This window comes from Flavobacteriaceae bacterium (genome assembly GCA_014075215.1).
Lineage (GTDB): Bacteria > Bacteroidota > Bacteroidia > Flavobacteriales > Flavobacteriaceae > Polaribacter.
The window spans coordinates 3,795,357-3,811,267 of record CP046177.1 but is presented as its reverse complement, the minus strand read 5'-3'; the positions used below and the strand labels follow the sequence as shown (position 1 = coordinate 3,811,267).

The 15,911-nt window shown below is 34.6% G+C and carries 17 protein-coding genes; 7 read left to right on the top strand and 10 right to left on the bottom strand.

The genetic code is table 11. From position 1 onward, the window contains the following. Window positions 1–157 precede the first annotated feature (157 nt). Window positions 158–949, top strand: a complete 792-nt coding sequence (locus GKR88_18920) for a hypothetical protein (protein ID QMU66139.1) — start codon at window positions 158–160, stop codon at window positions 947–949. Next, the gene (locus tag GKR88_18915; GenBank protein ID QMU66138.1) at window positions 855–1,589 is read left to right on the top strand and encodes a response regulator; all 735 of its coding nucleotides are present in this window, start codon (window positions 855–857) and stop codon (window positions 1,587–1,589) included. Before GKR88_18920 ends, GKR88_18915 begins: the two co-directional genes overlap by 95 nt. A gap of 101 nt (window positions 1,590–1,690) precedes the next feature. Here the strand turns inward: GKR88_18915 and GKR88_18910 are convergent, their stop codons facing one another. Together GKR88_18910 and GKR88_18905 are read right to left on the bottom strand one after the other, a co-directional pair. Then, on the bottom strand, window positions 1,691–2,182 hold the full coding sequence (locus GKR88_18910; protein ID QMU66137.1) for a hypothetical protein: 492 nt from the start codon (window positions 2,180–2,182) through the stop codon (window positions 1,691–1,693). Between the two features lie 333 nt (window positions 2,183–2,515). Further along, complete coding sequence (locus GKR88_18905) at window positions 2,516–2,653, bottom strand: hypothetical protein (protein ID QMU66136.1); 138 nt, start codon at window positions 2,651–2,653, stop codon at window positions 2,516–2,518. 102 nt (window positions 2,654–2,755) lie between these two features. Between GKR88_18905 and GKR88_18900 the strand changes: the two genes are divergently transcribed. After that, window positions 2,756–3,109, top strand: a complete 354-nt coding sequence (locus GKR88_18900; GenBank protein ID QMU66135.1) for a nuclear transport factor 2 family protein — start codon at window positions 2,756–2,758, stop codon at window positions 3,107–3,109. A gap of 142 nt (window positions 3,110–3,251) precedes the next feature. On the opposite strand, the gene GKR88_18895 is transcribed toward GKR88_18900, so the two are convergent. From GKR88_18895 to GKR88_18875, 5 genes are all read right to left on the bottom strand, one after another. Continuing rightward, window positions 3,252–3,998 (bottom strand): succinate dehydrogenase/fumarate reductase iron-sulfur subunit, encoded by a 747-nt coding sequence (locus GKR88_18895; GenBank protein QMU66134.1) that lies wholly within the window; start codon window positions 3,996–3,998, stop codon window positions 3,252–3,254. Window positions 3,999–4,075: 77 nt separating this feature from the next. Next, a complete protein-coding gene (sdhA, locus tag GKR88_18890) occupies window positions 4,076–6,088 on the bottom strand; it encodes a succinate dehydrogenase (quinone) flavoprotein subunit (protein QMU66133.1) in 2,013 nt (670 codons plus the stop codon). Window positions 6,089–6,104: 16 nt separating this feature from the next. Continuing rightward, window positions 6,105–6,779, bottom strand: a complete 675-nt coding sequence (locus GKR88_18885) for a succinate dehydrogenase (GenBank protein QMU66786.1) — start codon at window positions 6,777–6,779, stop codon at window positions 6,105–6,107. A gap of 105 nt (window positions 6,780–6,884) precedes the next feature. Then, window positions 6,885–9,719, bottom strand: a complete 2,835-nt coding sequence (locus tag GKR88_18880) for a glycosyl hydrolase (protein ID QMU66785.1) — start codon at window positions 9,717–9,719, stop codon at window positions 6,885–6,887. A gap of 605 nt (window positions 9,720–10,324) precedes the next feature. Further along, window positions 10,325–10,894, bottom strand: a complete 570-nt coding sequence (locus GKR88_18875; protein ID QMU66132.1) for a hypothetical protein — start codon at window positions 10,892–10,894, stop codon at window positions 10,325–10,327. 33 nt (window positions 10,895–10,927) lie between these two features. On the opposite strand from GKR88_18875, the gene GKR88_18870 reads away from it, so the two are divergent. Next, window positions 10,928–11,290 (top strand): DUF1801 domain-containing protein, encoded by a 363-nt coding sequence (locus GKR88_18870; protein QMU66131.1) that lies wholly within the window; start codon window positions 10,928–10,930, stop codon window positions 11,288–11,290. An 80-nt stretch (window positions 11,291–11,370) separates the two neighbouring features. Then, entirely contained in the window at window positions 11,371–12,423 is a 1,053-nt protein-coding gene (locus GKR88_18865) for a D-alanine--D-alanine ligase (protein ID QMU66130.1), read from the top strand. Here the strand turns inward: GKR88_18865 and GKR88_18860 are convergent. Beyond that, the gene (locus GKR88_18860) at window positions 12,416–12,910 is read right to left on the bottom strand and encodes a DinB family protein (GenBank protein ID QMU66784.1); all 495 of its coding nucleotides are present in this window, start codon (window positions 12,908–12,910) and stop codon (window positions 12,416–12,418) included. The genes GKR88_18865 and GKR88_18860 overlap by 8 nt on opposite strands. A gap of 389 nt (window positions 12,911–13,299) precedes the next feature. Here GKR88_18860 and GKR88_18855 point away from each other — a divergent pair, with 389 nt between their 5' ends. Both GKR88_18855 and GKR88_18850 read left to right on the top strand, forming a co-directional pair. After that, entirely contained in the window at window positions 13,300–13,650 is a 351-nt protein-coding gene (locus GKR88_18855; protein ID QMU66129.1) for a transposase, read from the top strand. Window positions 13,651–13,797: 147 nt separating this feature from the next. Continuing rightward, entirely contained in the window at window positions 13,798–14,328 is a 531-nt protein-coding gene (locus GKR88_18850) for a zeta toxin (protein ID QMU66128.1), read from the top strand. 277 nt (window positions 14,329–14,605) lie between these two features. On the opposite strand, the gene GKR88_18845 is transcribed toward GKR88_18850, so the two are convergent. Together GKR88_18845 and GKR88_18840 are read right to left on the bottom strand one after the other, a co-directional pair. Continuing rightward, complete coding sequence (locus GKR88_18845; GenBank protein QMU66127.1) at window positions 14,606–15,463, bottom strand: IS3 family transposase; 858 nt, start codon at window positions 15,461–15,463, stop codon at window positions 14,606–14,608. Next, entirely contained in the window at window positions 15,463–15,834 is a 372-nt protein-coding gene (locus tag GKR88_18840; protein ID QMU66126.1) for a transposase, read from the bottom strand. Before GKR88_18840 ends, GKR88_18845 begins: the two co-directional genes overlap by 1 nt. Between the last annotated feature and the right edge of the window lie 77 nt (window positions 15,835–15,911).

The following is a 15,911-nucleotide window of genomic DNA, read 5'->3' as shown; positions in this document are numbered from 1 at the left end:
CTTTTGATTTTATTATTGCAATTACTTCTAACTATCTGATAAATGAGCATCTTAGCATAGTTGGGTGGGTTTGGCTATTCAGAGCTTTTGGGTTGTCTTTTTTTTACTTTTCATTAGTTCGTTTTTCGGTAAGATGACTTATTTATAAAGATATTTTATGTCTACTATGATATTTGAAATGTTCATCCAAAATTGGAAAAATCCGGAAACTCCGTTGAAATGGATTTTATATGTACTCATTTTTACAGGGATTTTAATTTTTTTTATTGTTTTACTTACCAAAAATTATATCAGCAGCATAAAATCAGAACTGGAGAAAAAAGCACATTTAAAAATACAATATCAGGAAAAACTGATAGCAAACAGTATTACTATCCAAGAAAAAGAAAGAGTTCGAATAGCCGGAAATATCCATGATGATTTGATTGCTCAATTGTATCAAATTCAATTATTGAACAACAACGGAAAATTATCCGACCTGATTCTGGCGGGAATTCAAACTGCAAGAAAAATTTCTCATGACCTGTCTCCGCCTTTATTAAAAGAAAATTCGTTAAATAGTGCTTTTGAGATTTTTCTTACCCCTTTTAAAAAGGAATATAGTATTGACTTTTTTTTCAGAACACAAAACGCTGTAGTAGTTAGTTCTAGAAAAAAACTGCATCTTTTTCGGATATTCCAAGAAATTATTATCAACGCTGTCAAACATTCGCAAACCAAATCCATTGATGTACAGCTTAGAATAACAGGTTGTTATATTGTTCTCAGTGTTCAAGATTCTGGAATCGGTTTTTCCGGAAATATCAAAAAAGGATTAGGAATGAAAAACATAGAATTAAGAGCCCGGCAATTGGATGCCATATATAAATTTAAAACAAATACTCCTTCGGGAACTCGTTTCCTGCTTATATGCAAAAACCATGGACAAGATAAAAATAGCCATAGTTGAAAATAATCAATTGATTGCAGATTTACTAAAAGACTTTCTGGAAAAAGTTCGGGAATTTCATATCCTACATGTATCCTATAGTGGAAATTCTTTCCTGGAAAAAATAGATACATGTACGCTTCCTGATATACTTATATTAGATATTAGAATGCAAGAAGGTAGTGGTATTGAAGTAATAGAAAAACTTAAAAAACTAAACATTGATATCAAAATCCTTGTGCTATCTTCTTATTACGATTCCCACTACTTAAGCTATATGTTTAAACTGGGTGTGCATGCTTTCTTGCCAAAAGAAATTAAAAAAGAAAAATTGGTTGAAATAATTTTTAATCTTCAATCTGATGGTTATTATTTTAATCGAGATCAAATGGAAGCATTACAAAAACAAATTGCTGTAAAAGTCTCAAGTATTCCTCTACATGCAAAAGATTCTTTAACCCCCAGAGAGGTTGATGTCTTAAAACTATTATGCTATCAACTTACGGCAAAAGCAATTGCTGAAAAACTGTTCATTAGTAAAAAAACCGTTGAAACTCATAAATCAAATCTCTTATTAAAAACAGGAGCAAAGAACATTGCGGGGCTGATTATTTTTGCTGCTCAAAATGGGTTTATAAATATAAATCAAATTTTTTTGTGAATTAGTTATTTAACAGATATTCATAAAATATACAAATCAAAAAATTCCGGAAAATCTTAACCTTCCGGAATTTAATGCTACTTTAAAAAATACTATTGAAATTATCCCCAAGTATAAGTTCCGCCAATAGTTGCTGCAACAACACCTGCTCCTTCTGCAATCCCTGTGATATTACCATAGTAAGTACCATTGCTATCGTAACAATTAACCGTAAATGCATTTTCATCTGCTCCTCCTACAATTACTATTGCTGACCCGAATCCTACCAACTCATTTGGGGGAAGACTAAATATCGCAGCACCTTCTCCTTCCCAGGCTCCGAGTCCAAGACCCCAATCGTTTCCACTAAAGGATAATGTTCCGGAGGGACTTCCTACAAATGTAATGTCAAAAGTCAAGACTCCGTATGCAATAAATACGGCAAACTCTACCTCTCCTGCACCGATGTATACAGTGTCTTCAGGTACTTCCAATAATTTTTTATTACTATCTACTAAATGTTGAACTTTTTTACGATATTCAACATTATTTTTCTTTGCCTTCTCAATAAGCGCATTTTTTTGTTTTTCTGTCAATTTACTTTTTGCTTTCATGACTTTTACCTTTTAAGTTATTAATGATTGTTTTTGATAAATGCTTTCACATTTTCTCAGGTAAAGGTCTATGAACAATTCCGTTTTTTATTCAATAAAAATCCTGATTCTCTTATATTAAAGAAAAATACTTAATTTGTGGTGCTTTAAAATCAAAAATTGCGATGAGTGAAACAAATTTGTTATTCATGGTAAAGAAAGTTCTGATGAATACCACTTGTATAGTATAGCCAGACTAAAATAATTTGCCATTATTAAATCAATATTTTATGACATTTTTAGTTGAATTTTACTACAGTTTTATAATGAACTCATTTAAACTTTTTCAATTTGCTAAAAAATTACTGTTTTCCGCTCTGTTTTTGTCTTTTTTTCCTTCCGTAGCGCTGTGCTATGCAACTCAAAAAATCCTTCAACAGCCCTAAAAACTTCTAATTTTCGCTTACATCCAAAAAGTTTAAATGAGTTCATTATGTTTAAGCCCTTATTGAATGCAGAAAATGTATGATTCTTATTTGTAAGTAAAACCTATTCGCAGCGTCTTAATAGTCGAACTAAATAATAATTTAAGATATGAAAAATCAAATTGAGAACTCACTTTTAGATTTAAAAGAATTGCTAGGGAAAGGACAATTTATTGAAGCTATGGAAAAATATTTAGCTGATGATGTTGTTTTACAAGAAGCTGACAACAATCCTAAAATAGGAAAAGAAGTTTGTTTACAAGCTGAGAGAGATCTGTTATCTACTGTAACTGAGTTTGGCGGATATCAAATGAAAAATATAGCTGTGAATGGAGACATTTCTTACTATGAAGCTGTGATGGATTTTACAACTAATGATGGCAAAAAGCATCATTTTGAACAAGTGAATCGCACACAGTGGAAAGATGGGAAAATTATTAATGAACGCTATTATCATTCATAAGTTATAAAGCTTCTATAAATATTGGATTTTCGCATTGGTTTTAAAGATCAAGTAAATGATAAGGGGGGTTTTTAAAACCAATGCTTTCCTCACTTCTTTATAAGGGTCATATAAGACTTTATAACGTTTAATCCGGTATAAGTTACCCTTTCAAACTCGCCTTTAAGTATTCACGATTCATTCTGGCAATATTTTCCAATGAAATTCCTTTGGGGCATTCCACTTCACAAGCTCCGGTATTGGTACAGTTTCCAAACCCTTCTTCATCCATTTGTTTCACCATATTGAGTACGCGATCAGTAGCTTCAACTTGCCCTTGTGGCAATAAAGCGAACTGAGATACCTTTGCAGAAACAAATAACATGGCACTTGAGTTTTTACAGGTTGCTACACAGGCACCACAACCGATGCAGGTCGCTGCATCAAAAGCAGTATCTGCATCGTGTTTATTAATAGGAATAGCATTTGCATCCTGAGTATTTCCGGACGTGTTTATGGAAATAAACCCTCCGGCATGTTGAATTCTATCAAAAGCACTTCTGTCTACCACCAAATCTTTAACTACCGGAAAAGCTTTCGATCGGAAAGGTTCTATATAAATAGTATCTCCGTCTTTAAATTTACGCATGTGTAGTTGACAGGTTGTAATCCCTCTGTCGGGGCCATGTGCTTCTCCGTTAATATATAAAGAACACATACCACAGATTCCCTCTCTACAATCGTGGTCAAAGGCCACGGGCTCATCACCCTTTTCAATTAATTGATTGTTTAATACATCTAACATTTCAAGGAAAGACATATCGGGCGACACATCCGCAATTTGGTAATTGACCATTTTACCTTTATCACTAGCATTTTTTTGACGCCAAATTTTAAGTGTTAAGTTCATTTACTTAGATTTTAGTATTGAATACTGAGTATATGAGTAGTTATAAAGTCTAACATTTCAAATCTCAATACTGACATCTATTTATAACTTCTTTGTTTTAATTCTATATCATTAAATTCTAATTCTTCTTTGTGCAGTACGGCATCTTTGGGTTCTCCTTTATATTCCCATGCAGAAACAAATGCAAACGCCTTGTCATTTCGTTTTGCTTCGCCTTTCTGAGGTCCGTCTTCTTCTACGGATTCTTCTCTAAAATGACCTCCGCACGATTCGGTTCTATACAAAGCATCTTTGGCAAATAATTCACCTAATTCCAGAAAATCCGCTACTCGACCTGCTTTTGCCAATTCTTCATTGAATTCATTAGCAGACCCGGGAACTCGAACATCTTTCCAAAACTCTTTTCGCAAAGCAGAAATTTCTTCAATGGCTTCCCGAAGCCCTTTTTCATTACGAGACATACCTACTTTATTCCACATGATCTTTCCTAATCTCTTATGAAAATGATCTACGGAATGTTTCCCACTGTTGTTAACTAGCTTATCTAAGGTTTCCTTAACACTCTTCTCTGCAGCTTCAAACTCAGGTAAATCCGTAGAAATCGATCCGGTTCTAATGTCATTTGCCAAATAATCTCCTATGGTATATGGCAATACAAAATAACCGTCTGCCAAACCTTGCATCAGAGCAGATGCTCCTAATCTGTTAGCCCCGTGATCAGAGAAATTAGCTTCTCCAATGCAGTACAAGCCGGGAATAGTTGTTTGTAAATTGTAATCTACCCAAACTCCCCCCATCGTATAATGTACAGCCGGATAGATCATCATAGGAGTTTCGTACGGATTTTCATCAACGATCTTCTCATACATTTGAAACAGGTTCCCGTATTTTGTTTTTATCGCTTCTTGTCCGAGTGATGTTACCAAAGCGGCATCATTTTGATCCAGGTGTCTAATCTGTGCTTGCTCTTTCCCGTAACGCTGAATTGCCGAAGCAAAGTCTAAATACACCGCTTCTCCTGTTGTATTCACTCCAAATCCGGCATCACAACGTTCTTTTGCTGCTCTGGACGCAACATCTCTGGGGACCAAGTTTCCAAAAGCAGGGTAACGTCTCTCCAGATAGTAATCCCTATCTTCTTCGGCAATTTGAGTGGGTTTTAATTTTCCCTCTCTGATGGCTTTTACGTCTTCTAATTTCTTGGGAACCCAGATGCGCCCGTCATTTCTCAATGATTCCGACATCAATGTTAATTTGGACTGGTGATCTCCTGAAACCGGAATACAAGTGGGGTGAATTTGCGTGTAACAAGGGTTTGCAAAATAAGCTCCGCGTTTGTGAGCTTTCCAAGCTGCTGTTACGTTAGAACACATGGCATTGGTTGACAGGAAAAATACATTTCCGTACCCTCCCGTTCCCAGGACAACAGCATGTGCAGAATGGCGTTCTATTTCTCCGGTTACTAAATTTCGAGCGATAATCCCTCGTGCTTTCCCATCAACAATCACCACATCTAACATTTCATGCCGGTTATACATTTTGATCTTGCCACGGCCAATTTGACGATTTATTGCCGAATAAGCTCCTAACAATAATTGTTGTCCGGTTTGCCCTTTTGCATAAAAAGTTCTGGAAACCAGTACCCCACCAAAGGAGCGATTGTCTAACAAACCTCCATAATCGCGTGCAAAAGGAACTCCTTGTGCCACACACTGATCGATAATATTTGCGGAAACTTCTGCCAAACGGTATACATTGGCTTCCCGTGAGCGGTAATCTCCTCCTTTTACCGTATCATAAAATAACCGGTAAGTAGAATCTCCGTCTCCCTGGTAATTTTTTGCGGCGTTAATGCCTCCCTGCGCCGCAATAGAATGTGCTCGCCTTGGCGAATCTTGAAAGCAAAATGCTTTTACGTTGTAGCCGAGCTCTGCCAGTGTTGCTGCCGCAGATCCCCCTGCTAGCCCTGTTCCCACAACAATAATATCAATCAGGCGTTTATTAGCCGGATTTACAAGGTCAATGTCATTTTTATGTTTTGTCCACTTATCCGCTAGTGGTCCTGAAGGTACTTTTGAATCTAAAGCCATAGTGATAAGTCTTTTTTTAGTGTCCTGAAATATGGTGAAACAATGCGATAAAAATAAATCCTATCGGAATTCCTATTGCGTAAATTTTTGAAATCTTCTTCAAACCTCTGGTATATTTATTGTTGGCTCCAACAGACTGGAAAGCTGAACTGAAACCATGTAATAAATGCATGGCTAAAAACACAAAAGCTAAGCAATACGCACCTACACGAACCGGACTGTGAAACTTTTCTGTCAATTCATAAAAATATCTGAATTCTCCTTCATGCATTCCGCTCATATCTCCTAATATATATTTTGTCTTGATTTCGGGAATCCAGAAATCAATGAAATGTAGTACCATAAAAGCTAAAATTACCAATCCGCTCCAGATCATGTTCCGACTCATCCATGATGAATTAGCTCCGCCATTGTTTTTTGTATATTTGACCTGACGTGCTTTGTTATTTTGAATTTCCAATACAAATCCCATGACAAAGTGAAACACCACGCCCAAAATCAAAACGGGTTGTAAAATATATTGCACTGCCCAAAATGTCCCCATAAAATGAGAAGCCCGGTTAAATGCATTTTCACTAAAAACCGATAAAATGTTAATGGCAAAATGCTGTAAAAGGAAAATCATCAGGAAAAGTGCCGAAAGTGCCATGGCAAACTTTCTCCCTATTGAAGAATTGAAAAGTCCACTCATTTTAGTAGTTAATTTTAATACATACAAAGGTACGATGCAAACGTTTTATGAACAAGCTTTAAAAGTCATTTTCCTTTGTATTTAGAATGATTACAATTAATTATCTTATTTGATAGAAAAACTTCTTTCTTCCTTGCCGATTTTCACAGTGTATTCTCCTTTCGGCAAATAATACACTCCGTTTTTAGCTTCTTTTAAAGTATTTTCTTTATGTTTATTCAAGTACGCTTTTTTTCCTTTTTTGGAAAAAGAAACATCAAAAACGGCTTCGTTAATTCCGGTATCTGCATTTACGGGAATTGAATTTACTTTGATCGTATTCAGGTAGACAGCTATGGTTGTTTTCTTTTTTTCTTTAGAATAATATGGAATTGTAATTTTCGGAGTGTTCGGCTTTAACCACTTACTCCATGAGCTCCCCCAGTTTTCTCTTTTCCGAATGGGTGAAATAGCAAAAATATGATGTTTTTTAGCTGCCAGTTCTTTAGTCATTAACTGTAACGGAGCAATATTGGCTTTGTACAAACTTCGTCCGTGTGTCCCCACTATTAAATGTTTTGCTTCGGGTTGTACTGCCAAATCATGCACAGCAACATTGGGCAACCCTTTGTGGAACGGAAACCATTTGTCCCCCCTGTCAAAAGAAGCGTATACTCCATTGTCTGTTCCAATATACAACAAATCCGGGTTTTCCGGATCTTCTCGAATGACATTCACCGGAGACACAGGAATGCTGTCAGAGATATTTTTCCATGTTTTTCCATAATCTTCCGATACGTAAACATAAGGAGTAAAATCATCCCAGCGATATCCGTTTAAGGTAACGTATACACGTTCTTTTTTGTGCTGTGAGGCAATCACCCTGCTAACCCACAGGTCTTTTGGAAACGCATTCGAAATTTTTTCCCAAGAGCCTCCGCCGTCTTTTGTAATATGAACATACCCGTCATCAGAACCTACATAAATCAATCCGAATTGGAAAGGAGATTCCGAAATGGTTGTCAGGGTTCCGTAAGCTACATTTCCTTTTTTCCCTCCGGTGGTTAAATTATCGGAAATGGTTTCCCAGGTATCTCCCCGGTTTAAACTTCGGTGCAATTTATTACTTCCCAAATATAAGATATCCTGATGGTGTTTTGACAACTGAATGGGTGTCTGCCAATTGAACCGATACGGGTTTTCTCCTAACGTATGTTTAGGCTGGATGTATTTTCTTTTGCCGGAACCCCTGTCAATTCTATAATAGTTTCCAAACTGATATCCCGTATACACTATATTTGGGTTTCTATCGTCTACCTGAATCTGCATGCCATCACCTCCCATAATGGATTTGTAGGGGTTTTGCCCTGACTGGTGCCAACGCGTATCAATTTTTGCCGTATGAGGAGCCGTCCAAACACCGTTGTCTTGCAAACCTCCGTAAACGTGATAGGGCTTTTGGTTGTCTGCATAAATAGCGTAGAACTGGCCAACAGAGGGTACATTCAATTTCGTCCAGCTTTCTCCGTCGTCATAAGAAAGGTTGAGCCCGCCATCATTTCCGTCAATTAAATGCCCTTGTTGTTTTGGATTTACCCACAATGCCTGGTGATCTGCATGTACATTTTCCCTGCTAATGGATGTAAATGTTTTTCCTGTGTCTTTGGATTTCAAAATAGGAACTCCCAAAATGTATATTCCATTTTTATCCTGCGGATCTACACGAATTTCTCCAAAATAATATCCGTAAGAATAATATAAGTCATCCAAATATTCCTTGTGTGTTTTTTCCCATGATTTGCCTCCGTTTGTCGTTAAAAAAACTTCCGCACCCACAACCGGCGTATCAAACAACAAGGAATTGGCGTCTTCCAAATATTTTGCCAAATCTACAGGTTTTACAGAGCCTGCACGTACCATCTGTTTTACATTTTCTGCTTTGTATTTTTCCTGAAACCCATTTGTTTTTAGGTACTTATTTAATTTTTCATCGGTAAGATTTAAAAATACATCTACAGACATGGTCTTAAAATCGTCTTTGGTAAGTACATCCGAAGATGTTTTTTTCTTATGATCTGCTTTTCTTCTAAACTGACTATCATGCAGCGCATATACCGTATTTTCATCGTATACGGCTAGTCCTATTCTACCAACGCCATCTCCATTTGGAAATCCGTTTTTTTCGGAAATTTTTTTCCAGAAATCTCCTCCGTCAATACTTTTATAGACGGCCGAGTGCTTTCCATCACCATCAAAATTCCACGCTTTGCGTTCCCGCTCCCAGGAAGCAGCATATAATATTTTTGGATTTTGAGGAGCCGCGGCGATATCTATAATTCCCGTATCACGATTGATAAATAGTGTTTTTTTCCATGTCTCCCCTCCGTCTGCTGTTTTGAAAATTCCTCTTTCGGCATTCGGTGAGTATAGATGACCTATTACCCCAACAATGATTTCATTTGGGTTGTTTGGGTTGATAACAATTCTACTGATATGATGCGTGTCTGACAAACCAACAGCTTCCCAGGATTTCCCTTTATTTACAGATTTCAACATTCCGATTCCGGCATAGGAAGATCTGGAAGAGTTCTTTTCTCCTGTTCCTAACCAAATGGTTCCGCTTTTCCAATCAACTGCAATATCTCCGACATTTTGTGTGGGCGAATTGTCCAAAACCGGAGAAAATGTTGTGCCGTTATTATTCGTGTACCACAATCCTCCGGATGCATATCCTACATAAAATTCTGTCGGATCGTTTGGGTTGACATCTATATCTGCAACACGGCCACTCATAATTGTCGGCCCGATATTGGTAAAAGAAACATTTTTAATGATGGAGGTTTTAGCCTGTTTTTCTTTTTCTTCCAGCGCCTTTTTTACAATAGTTGCTTGAGTTGCAGGTTGTTGTGAGAATAGTGTCCATGAAATAAAAAGTAGTACAAGTTGAAAGATTGTTTTCATCATTTTCAGGTTATTTTAATATCTCTTGTTTGTTATAAGGCTGAAACCTTTGCAAAATAGGTATATATTTTGTATTTGAATTGATTTGGCTTCAAATTTCTTCCTTCTCGAAGATTTTAAATCCTCAAAACCAGCAGGTTACTCCAGTTTAAAATTTTCTTCGGGCGTTGAACTTTTTTGCCAATCATCGAAAAGTAATGGTGCTCTATCCTCTGAGCTACTTAACCGATTTTATATTTTAAAGAACGTTTTGTTTATTAAGTTCCGCCTGGACCAAAAGGAGTCACACTATGCGCAGCATCCAAAACATCCTTTGGATTTGCTTTCCCAAAATCAATCAGCATCACCGAGCAACAAATATCGGCACTATTTTATAGAATTAAAGAATAATAACTACCACCAACAAAGTACTCATAGCAATCGAATAGTTTGAATAAAATAAATCTATAGCATAAAAACACACATGTCAGCCCCCGAAAACAATGAAATTTTGGCATCACTATTTTCAATAATAGGGTATTTTTGAGTTAAAAATCCCTGAATATTGATCAAATTTATACTATTATCTGTTCAATTTTCATTATAGCATTATGCAGAGTCTGAAATTATTTCATAACAATTCCATAAACCACATATACAATTCCCAGTATCAACATAGAAGAATACCAGTAAGCAGGTATCATAAAACAGGTAGCAGCTAATAAAAAAGCAATTCCGGAAAAAAGATAAAAATTCTTCTCAGAGCCACTTAATATGATTAGCAATATTGCATATAAAATAAACCCTGCGGGGGCTATTACATTATGTAATCCGTTAGTCCACAGCAGTATCAGGGTTAATACACCAATAATACAATAAACCAGATATATGCGGAATCTTTTTTTTGAAGCGGGATTCCAGATACCTACATGCCGCTTTCTGCTACTTCTCCTATTGGAATAGAATAAAGCTAAAGAAGAAAATAAGAACAGAAACAATAGTATGGAAATGATAAAAAACGCTACCAATTGTACAGATAGAAACATCATTATAGTATCATCTGCTAAAAAGTTAGCAATGCTTTTTTCAATCAGGTAAGCACTTGCCAAAAAATACGAGCCTATCTGAATACTAGTACATCTTTTTAAAATAAAGTTTGAAAATTTGATATCTTGTATGGCATTATTCTGACCCATCTATAAGAAGTAAACAAATACGAATATACAAAAATGAACCCTGCAGAGCACTACATTTTAAATCAACCCGAACCTTTCAAATCGATTTTATTACAATTACAGATATTAATTGAGGCTGCCTACCCTGAAGTTGATTTGAAATACAAATGGAAAATTCCTTATTATTATCTGCACAATAAACCATTTTGTTTTTTAAATGTAAGCAAGGGTTATGTTGACGTAGGGCTTTGGTTACCCTATCTCATAGAAGGTTTAAGCCCCTATTTGATATCGGAAGGAAGAAAAAAAATGAAATCTTTGCGTTATTATACCATCGAAGAAATAGACCCAAAAATACTCTTTAAAGCATTGGAAGAAGTTCATAAAAACTACCAAAAAGGATTTTGGAAAGGTTGACATAGTTTCAAGTAAAAAACTTGGAAATAAGAAAAATAGTACTATTTTTTCGAAGAAAATAAAAATTAAAACAGTATCCGTTGATCAAAAACAGGCTATACAAAATCTTACATTGGGAGCATTGGCCTTTGCTAATGTTTTATCTTCCTAATATTCCTTATGCATTGATCCACGGTATTAAAGAACGAAATTTTGTTCTTTATACTGCTGTAAACCCCGGAATAAAAAATTCGGGAATAGGATCCGAATCCAAATACGAAACGCTACTAATGATACCGGAAAAATACGTTCCAAAATCTGTTTTACATAAAGTAGATCAGTCCGTACAAGAAACACTAAAAGCTATTGAAAAGAAGCACATACAGTATCCTGTTATTGCAAAACCGGACATAGGTTTCCGAGGCTTGTTGGTTAAGAAAATGGATGATGAATCAGCACTTATTGAGTATCTCCAAAAGTATCCGGTTGCTATTATCATCCAGGAGTTTTTAACTCATAAAAACGAATGTGGTATCTTTTATTACAGACATCCAAGTGAGAAAAAAGGTCATATCACCTCCATTACATTAAAAAAATTTTTGCATGTTACCGGTAATGGTACATCTACTATAGAAGAGCTTATTTTATGCGATAAAAGAGCAAAATTATACCTCCGCTTTATCAAAAAAAATCTTTCTGTTGACTTGTCCGATATACCGGAAAAAGGAAAGCAGGTGAAACTATCCAGTATTGGCAATCATTCAAAAGGTACTCAATTTATTAATGGAAATCATTTGATCAATAAGCAACTCTGCCGGTCTTTCGATAACTTAAATCATCAAATAGATGGTTGGTATTACGGAAGAATGGATGTAAAATACAATACTTTAGAAGAATTATGTAACGGAAATTTTAAGGTTTTAGAATTAAATGGAATTTTAGCTGAGCCCACTCATATATATGATGCCAGTAAAATCACTTATTTAGGTGCGTTAAAAACGATTCGTAAACATTGGAAACAACTCTACAGAATTGCCATATATAACCATAAACAAAAAAAAGTACCCTATAGAAAAGCATTCCCTTTCATTAAAGAAATGCTGGTTTTAAAAGCATATTCAAAACGAGTGCACAAAATGTCAAAAGCTAATTAAACAGTACTTTCTTTGGAGTCGTCGGGTTATATCCAAAATCGTTATCCGGTAATTTTAAGCCTAAGTGATTTATTATAAATCCGATGCTTGAAAAATGATGAATTGCATGGCTATGTGCCTGGCAAAGTGCACTTTCCAGAGTATATTTCATGGTAACTTTTCCCAGACCCAAATCATCTGTTACGGCAAGTGTCATATTAAAATCTTCTTCTTCTAATTGATGAAGTTTGGAAATCACCTGGTTAAAGTAATCAATTCCAACAGTTGTTTTTTGTTCGGCTAATGCATTTCTCTCCCGAAGAGAAAAATCTACCTCTCTGGATTCAAGACCCTTAAAAATACAACTAAAAACATCCAATATATGCCTCATATGTGCTCCTATACTAGAATAATAAGGCGGCGATGAAGTATCGCTATATTGTTGATCTGAAATAGAATTTAACAACTTTATCCCCCTGTGCAAATTCTTTTCAATGGCATCTATCATAAAGCTTTGTATACTTAAAACCATAAAGTTAAACTTTATTTTCAATTATACTAAATAATCTTAGTACATGACAAAAAATACAATTAGTTGATTATCAACAACTTAAATGTTAAAATATTAATTTAAAGCATTGATATTCAGTATATTGGAAGAATAAAATCACTCATTTTTCTAATGAAGAAAACCAATGCTTCCGTCAAAAGTAACGAATTAAATTCAATTTTAAAGTAGCACTGCCGCATAAGAACAAAACCATTAAAACGTGCCATTTGTTCAACGTCTACAGGGGTAACGAATTTATTCATTATCCTAAGATTGTACATGTTAATGGGCAACTTTGTTAGCTTTCCGGATGTAAACCACAGCCCAAAAACACAAAACAAGATTTCTTGATTATCGTTTCGTTCAACGCACCTGATAAAGCTATGGAGCAGTACAAAGAAAGATGGCTGATAGAAAGGTGTTTTAAAGCTATCAAATCAAGTGGCTTTGATATTGAAAATACACATTTACAAGACATAAAGCGTATTGAAAAACTTGTTCTACTTGTGATGATCGCTTTTGTGTGCTGTTATAAAGTAGGTATATATTTACATCAACTAAACCCTATCAAAATAAAAAAACACGGAAGAATGACCAAAAGTATTTTTAAATATGGACTGGATTATATCGCTTCTGTGCTGTTAAACCATGTAAATCAAAACAATATTAACTTGACAAAATTTTTGTCATGTACTTAGAAACAAAATATAAAAATTTGGCTCTGTGTTTAACCGAAATGTAGTACCTTTTTACACGCTACGTTTCATACACAAAACGTTGTGCTTAATGCCAGAAAAACCATATTTCCATCAAAAATTTAGTTATAAAAAGCTAAATTTGCTTGAATGGAAACAAAAAATCTTTACATAATTTCGGGATGTAATGGAGTTGGAAAAACAACTGCTTCGTATACAATTTTACCTGAAATAATTGAATGTAGAGAATTTGTAAACGCAGACGAAATCGCTAAAGGACTATCACCTTTTCAACCTGAAAAAGTAGCCTTTGAGGCTGGACGGATAATGATTAACCGGATCAACGAACTGCTAAGAGACAACAATAGTTTTGCGTTTGAGACGACCTTATCGACAAGAAGTTATCGGAAAAAAATACTGGATGCACAAAAAGAAGGATATGCTGTCATTCTACTCTTCTTTTGGCTCAATGATGTTGAACTTGCAAAAGAAAGAAGATACTTCAAAGGAATTTACAATCTTTTCGACATTTATCTTCCGATTATAAACGGAGCATTGATTTTCGACAATTCCTATGGGAAACACGAATTAATTGCTCACAAAATGGGAACGCATAAATTAGAAATCGTAGATTTAGAGAAGTTTAAAATGTTAAAAGGAATACATGACACAAAAGGATAAACAAATTGAACTAAAGGAAAAAATCGTTAAAGGGCTTGAGATAGTATATGAACGGCTTATTGAGTTTAAAAAAGCGAAAAACAGTGAGCTTGTAATAATGCAAGGAGATAAAATTGTAAAAATTAAGCCGGAATAATTACTAAGCACAACATGGCTATGGAATTTGAGATATACAAATCCACCATTGATAAATGGGAACCTTTCTTTTACCAATCTTTTTGTAACAAATTTATAAAATGTCTCGTCCTAAAATAGGGCTACAGTTAATTATTAAAATTTATGCTACATTTTTGTGCACGTAATTAGGTGTTTTATAATCTAAAGATAAATGTAATCTTTTATTATTATATAATTTGATTGCATTTTTTGTTGCTTTTTTGGCGTGATTGATATTTGTAAATGTTTGGTCGAGGAAGAATTCATCTTTTAAAATTCCGTTAACTCTTTCGGCCATTGCGTTTTCGTAGCAATGATTTTCTTGGGTCATACTGATTTGTATCTTTTTTCTTTTCAAAATTTGAGTATAAACATTGCTACAATATTGTATTCCTCTATCAGAATGATGTATGATTTCTTCGGTATTTTTAGTTTGATAAATAGCTTTATTTAAAGCTCTAACACAGCCTTTAAGTTCTAAACTATCACTAATATCATAGCCTACTATTTTTCTTGAATACATATCAGTAATAAGTGCTAAATAACAAAATCCATTTATAGTTCTTATATAGGTAATATCCGAAGCCCAAACTTGGTTAGGTCTATTAATGATCAGGTCTTTTATGATATTTTTATATTTATAAAAACGATGGTAAGAGTTGGTTGTTTTAGAAGAATATTTTTTCCTTCTAATTAACAAATTATTTTCTTTTAAGATTCTAAATAACTGGTCTCTACCTATATTTATATTCTGTTTCCTAAAATCATTATGTAAGGATTTCATTAGCTTTCTAGTACCTTCTCTGGGTAATGTTTTCCTGCTTTTTTTAACAAGCATTATTACATTTTGTTCTATTTGTTTTTTAAGAACAAACCTTTTTTGATATTTGTAATAAGCATCTCTTTTTAACTCGAAAGCATTACAAATAGTAGCGATGGCGTACCTTCTTTTTTTTCTATTAATCGGTGCTATTTTCATTAAGGCTTTATGTTTAAGTTTTTTTTTAATTCTTCAACATTTTTATAGCCAAGATTTTCAGCAGCTACTTCAAGATAACTATCATTCACAAGTTTATCTAGATCCTTTTTAATAAGAAGATCTTTGAGTTGTTTTAGCTCTTTTTGAAGGGCTTTAATACGGGATAATTCGTCGTCTGTTTGCACGGTTACACGGGTGTTCATTAAATCTTTACGGTCATATTTTTTAATCCATACGTTTATCGTACTAGATTGTATGCCGTAAGTTAAGGCAATTTGTCTTTTGGAATGGTTTCCTTTGGTAAGTTCTGCTAATACTTTGAGTTTAAAACTCTCACTATAACGTCTTACATATCCATCATTTTTATACATATACTTGTTGTTTTTTGTATACATATTTCAGGACGGGTCAAAATAATATACAAAATAATAAGGCATGTTTTTTGTGG

Excerpts from the sequence above, each read along its gene's own strand:
- GKR88_18840 (QMU66126.1), bottom strand. The coding sequence starts at position 15,834 with ATGTATAAAAATGATGGATATGTAAGACGTTATAGTGAGAGTTTTAAA.
- GKR88_18885 (QMU66786.1), bottom strand. The coding sequence starts at position 6,779 with ATGAGTGGACTTTTCAATTCTTCAATAGGGAGAAAGTTTGCCATGGCA.
- GKR88_18900 (QMU66135.1), top strand. The coding sequence starts at position 2,756 with ATGAAAAATCAAATTGAGAACTCACTTTTAGATTTAAAAGAATTGCTA.
- GKR88_18850 (QMU66128.1), top strand. The coding sequence starts at position 13,798 with ATGGAAACAAAAAATCTTTACATAATTTCGGGATGTAATGGAGTTGGA.
- sdhA (QMU66133.1), bottom strand. The coding sequence starts at position 6,088 with ATGGCTTTAGATTCAAAAGTACCTTCAGGACCACTAGCGGATAAGTGG.
- GKR88_18870 (QMU66131.1), top strand. The coding sequence starts at position 10,928 with ATGAACCCTGCAGAGCACTACATTTTAAATCAACCCGAACCTTTCAAA.
- GKR88_18905 (QMU66136.1), bottom strand. The coding sequence starts at position 2,653 with ATGAACTCATTTAAACTTTTTGGATGTAAGCGAAAATTAGAAGTTTTT.
- GKR88_18920 (QMU66139.1), top strand. The coding sequence starts at position 158 with ATGTCTACTATGATATTTGAAATGTTCATCCAAAATTGGAAAAATCCG.
- GKR88_18860 (QMU66784.1), bottom strand. The coding sequence starts at position 12,910 with ATGATAGATGCCATTGAAAAGAATTTGCACAGGGGGATAAAGTTGTTA.
- GKR88_18875 (QMU66132.1), bottom strand. The coding sequence starts at position 10,894 with ATGGGTCAGAATAATGCCATACAAGATATCAAATTTTCAAACTTTATT.
- GKR88_18915 (QMU66138.1), top strand. The coding sequence starts at position 855 with ATGCCATATATAAATTTAAAACAAATACTCCTTCGGGAACTCGTTTCC.
- GKR88_18880 (QMU66785.1), bottom strand. The coding sequence starts at position 9,719 with ATGAAAACAATCTTTCAACTTGTACTACTTTTTATTTCATGGACACTA.
- GKR88_18845 (QMU66127.1), bottom strand. The coding sequence starts at position 15,463 with ATGAAAATAGCACCGATTAATAGAAAAAAAAGAAGGTACGCCATCGCT.
- GKR88_18895 (QMU66134.1), bottom strand. The coding sequence starts at position 3,998 with ATGAACTTAACACTTAAAATTTGGCGTCAAAAAAATGCTAGTGATAAA.
- GKR88_18910 (QMU66137.1), bottom strand. The coding sequence starts at position 2,182 with ATGAAAGCAAAAAGTAAATTGACAGAAAAACAAAAAAATGCGCTTATT.